The following is a 4223-nucleotide window of genomic DNA, read 5'->3' as shown; positions in this document are numbered from 1 at the left end:
TCATTTGTATTACCACGGGGCGTTATACAGTAAATTACTTTTCTGGTACCTTGATGGGATATTATCTAATTTATGAAATGGCAGGTGTAATTAATTAACACAGAACGCAATAAAAAATATATTTCAAATTAAAACTGTATCTTATGGTTATTATTAATGGGATTGACATAATAAACCCGCAGAAATTGCGGGTTGAAGATTATCCAATTCAGTGAGGCTGGGTGAGGACATAAGAAATATAGAGTAAAAATGTACTTTTTTTCTAAGTCAGTATATGCCTGTGACAAAAGCGACAGGAACATTTTGATGAGTTATTTTTCTGTTGGGGCTATAATAAAACGAATTTTTTCGAAAGTATATAAATCATATAAACCTGCGTCCGTTGTGTACGTTCGCACTCCACTCATAAGTAAATTTCCATCACTGGTTCTGATACCGTTCCAATAATCTGCTATAACATAATGTCTTGGCTCACGGATAAAGATAGCAGAAAACCCTATTTGAGCTGGCCAATAATTAGTAGCTGAAACAAATGCATATTGCCCAATTATCTGATTGTAAGTCAGCCTTCCTCCGCTGGTAGGACTACTGATAAAAGAACCACTGAATGAGCCATTACTATCATTGCTACCAGTTATAGTAAGATGATGTTGACCATCTTCACTTATATAAATACCATTTACTGAACCCATAAGATTACCCTCTTATTATTAATTAATGATATTTTATTAAATATCCCATGTAAAAATAAGGATTCAAAGCATCATAATAAAATGTGCTAATTGTTCAATGATAATAATTAATAGAGGGCGTTATAAAAATGTATTTTCTTTTTAATTATATCATCACCTTATAAAACGTGTACTGGAAGTATAACCCCCTCTAACCCAGGGCGCGAGCATACTTTGATTAATATTTATTCTCAAAATGTAAATTTTGTTCTTTAACCCTATGGTTTACTATAAAAGTTTAAAAAATTGTTTTTATGACTACATTTCACTCGATATAAATACTGTAAAATTTAATTTTTGAAAAATAATCATCTTTAAAAAGCTATTAAAATAGTGTGCTCGCGCCCTGCCTCTAACCCAGGGCAACCGCATGAATGATCAAATAACACTCAGGTTGGAAAATCCTGCTTGTAATATCTGTTCCAGAAATTGAATTTTCATCCATGCTCGCTTACGTTTCATCCTTATACTTAATTTGGTTTTTTCCTGTTTCAACATATTCAAGGCAATCCGCCTTAATATCGCGATATTTTCTGCTGCATTTTCTCGATAAATCTGGCAATCATCTTCATGAAAAGTCGCATCCAGCACCCAATGGAGATGATTTTCAATGCACCAGTGACTGCGTACTGCCTGAGCGAATTTCTCTTCTGTCAGTTCGGCTGAACTGATGTAATAGCGATATTCAAGGCTGGCCGATTTGCCTTTTTCTTGTCGGTATCCTATTGCAACGCCAAGGGTTTTTAATTCCGGCCATTCGGGGAAATCGGCTTTGAGTGCATCGGCACTGATAACATGACTTTCCCGGATTTCGATTCGGCCATGATCCTGTTCTACCCTGAGTTTTTCTCTTGTAGAGGGGGCGATGCATTGTGCTTTCAAGGCATTTTGCACTGCACGATGGAGGCTTTTTTGGTTGTCTTTGACACTGAATAAATAATCCGCATCAGCATTAATGAGTTCCCGGGCTATTTGGGTTTGGCATCCCATCGCATCGATGGAAACCAGAGCGCCTTTTAGATTTAACAGGTTAATCAGCTCAGGGATGGCCGTAATTTCATTGGATTTTTTCTGTGTCCGCACCTGTCCCATGACCAGTTTATTCGCGGTGGCGTAAGCGCTGACCAGATGGAGTGTTGAAAGGCGTTCTTCCGGGGAATAAGAGCCGCGTAATACTTTACCGTCAATGGCCACTAATTCCCCCTGGGTGAGTTCATGTACTGAGTTCATCCAATTGATAAAACAGAGGTTAAATTGTTGTGGGTTGATCCGCGAAATGATCCGGGCAAACGTATCATCAACGGGTACACCTTCTTTGAACATGCCTTGTTGCAGAAACCATTCGTGGTAGCCTTCGGTATATTCCTGAATATCATTCCAGCCTTCTGCCCCCGCAATCATTGCACAAAGCGACGCAAACAGGATATCAAATAAGGGATAAGCGACTTTCGCGCTCTGGCGCGGGTCTTGGATCTCTGAAAAATGCAGGCTAAAGTTTTCGAGGTACATGGTATTGATTTTCAACTTTCAAAAGAGAGTATAAGATCACAGCTCTTTACGCGAAGCAACTTGTTTATTTTGACTAAAAAACATTCGTGATCTTGCCCTGCCCTCTAACCCCTTGATTTCCTTATTCTCTGGCACAGTGACAGAAATAAGAAAAATCAACAAGTTACAATAAATGTTTTATAACACCTTGATTTCATTGAATTCCTTCTCCATGCGGGAAATGAGTAAAATCAATAGGTTAGATAAAGGTGGGATCTCCCGCCTCTAACTCCTGCATGGTGCAGGTATCGTTCCGTTTCAAACCGAGCGATTAAATACCGCTCACAGCCGTCATTTGAAATCGCAGCAGTGCACTTGTTTAACTTTATTCTGGGGAAATTAACTACAGGAATTCCTTTAGTTTAAGGAGTCCCGTTACCGAGGTCATTAACTCAGTGACCTCGAAGAATACCGTAGTCCTCACTTTGGCTTGTCAATCAGCGAAACTTTGCGCTCAGTTCCAATCGGAGAAATATTTCGCTGATGGGTATACGAATATTTTCGGACACCTACGGCAACCCATTGATTCTTCCGAAGTCCTCACTTTGGCTCAACCATTACGGAAATCCCAATAGTTGATTTACGTGCTGGACAAAAGGATTAAACGCATTTATTTTATTACTTTTATTGGTCGACAACCCCGCTTTCCTTCCGTTTCAAACGGAGGCGTGAATATAGGAATTCCTTCAGTTTAAGGAGTCCTGTTGTCGAGGTCACTGAGCTAATGACCTCGAAGAATACCGTAGTCCTCACTTTGGCTGGCAGGTATGCGAAAAATACTCACACCTCAATAACTCATTGTTTATTCCATTCATCCTCACTTTGGGAACTGGAAATATTGAGATGCCCTGGGTGGCCAAAGTGACGTTCTCGGACAAATCAATGAGTTAATTTCCGCCCTTTGGGATTACTCTTCTTCTTCTTTCTGCTGCATGAGCTTATTGAGTTTTTCGTGTATTCATTATCGAAAAAGTGGCTTTTAAATAGCGGACTTTGTAATAGCTTAGGCGATTTTTGCATTCTGCAAAACCTTTATTAAAAGTATATAAAACAACATGTTATTTAAGTGATTTTATATACATAAAATTGATGTTGTAGCTTTAAAATATTCAATATATACAGTAGGTTAAGGTTATAATTTTTTCCTGCTGTTACGCCACATGGGATGGTTCGAAGCCGCAGACTTTATCGTTAAGGGAATGGAAGGCGCGATTGCCGCGAAGACCGTGACTTACGATTTTGAGCGCCTGATGGAGGGTGCTAAGCTACTGAAATGTAGCGAATTCGGTGATGCTATTATTTCTCATATGTAATAGTCACTGATTAAAATAGATAACGGGGGCTTAATGGTTCCCGTTGTTTTATTATAATATGAGTAATGGTTATCAAAAAGTTATCAAAACAAGTTATCAAAACTCAGGTATTTTAGATCACAATTTTTATCCAACCCTTATCTAAATTGCATTCCTTGCAATAGTGGCGCAGTATCGGTAACGTATACGGAGGGCATCCTCTCCATATCGATCTTTACAATCGTTCATCAGTCCACCGCATACATCCCTTGATGGGTCATCCGTTGGGTTGCCATCCTCATAAAAATACTGCGTTCCCGTATAATTGCAGGGGGATTTGCGATACAACCCCCGCATACACCATGTACACAGGTTGTGAATTTGACGAGTCGGGATTTGAATATCTGATTTGTTTTTCCCTGTCAGCTCCGCGATCTCACGGCTTGACATAGTGACAACGACTGACTGATTTGCTAAATTCATATCCAACATATTTGTGGGTCATGCTCCCAATGATTAGATATTGTGATAAACTCCCTGCTTTTTATTCTGGGTGAGAGATGGCTAAAGTGGATGTGGTTTGTCGTTACTGTCATAAAACAGAAGAGGTTAAAGGGCATGGAAAAGGACGTACTGGTCATCCCCGCTATCA

3 protein-coding genes and 2 pseudogenes are annotated in these 4223 nt (G+C 39.4%); 2 read left to right on the top strand and 3 right to left on the bottom strand.

Going from position 1 to position 4223, the window contains the following annotated elements; genetic code table 11:
- Positions 1 to 311: 311 nt before the first annotated feature.
- Positions 312 to 692 (bottom strand): hypothetical protein, encoded by a 381-nt coding sequence (locus Xentx_RS17790; protein WP_074021830.1) that lies wholly within the window; start codon positions 690 to 692, stop codon positions 312 to 314.
- Positions 693 to 1109: 417 nt separating this feature from the next.
- A complete protein-coding gene (locus Xentx_RS17785; protein WP_074021829.1) occupies positions 1110 to 2240 on the bottom strand; it encodes an ISAs1 family transposase in 1131 nt (376 codons plus the stop codon).
- Positions 2241 to 3424: 1184 nt separating this feature from the next.
- Here Xentx_RS17785 and Xentx_RS17780 point away from each other — a divergent pair.
- A pseudogene (locus Xentx_RS17780) lies at positions 3425 to 3592 on the top strand (NADP-dependent isocitrate dehydrogenase); the annotation flags it as partial.
- 141 nt (positions 3593 to 3733) lie between these two features.
- Here Xentx_RS17780 and Xentx_RS17775 read toward each other — a convergent pair.
- Positions 3734 to 4042 (bottom strand): annotated as a pseudogene (locus Xentx_RS17775) (hypothetical protein); the annotation flags it as partial.
- A gap of 89 nt (positions 4043 to 4131) precedes the next feature.
- Between Xentx_RS17775 and Xentx_RS18990 the strand changes: the two are divergent.
- Positions 4132 to 4223 (top strand): IS1 family transposase (locus Xentx_RS18990; protein WP_339373705.1); only part of this gene is annotated, 92 nt, incomplete at its 3' end.

Origin of the sequence: Xenorhabdus thuongxuanensis (assembly GCF_001908095.1) — a bacterium.
GTDB lineage: Bacteria > Pseudomonadota > Gammaproteobacteria > Enterobacterales > Enterobacteriaceae > Xenorhabdus > Xenorhabdus thuongxuanensis.
This window is presented reverse-complemented; position numbering and strand designations above follow the sequence as displayed.

Coding starts and splice junctions, on each gene's coding strand:
- Xentx_RS17790 (WP_074021830.1), bottom strand. CDS start 692: ATGGGTTCAGTAAATGGTATTTATATAAGTGAAGATGGTCAACATCAT.
- Xentx_RS17785 (WP_074021829.1), bottom strand. CDS start 2,240: ATGTACCTCGAAAACTTTAGCCTGCATTTTTCAGAGATCCAAGACCCG.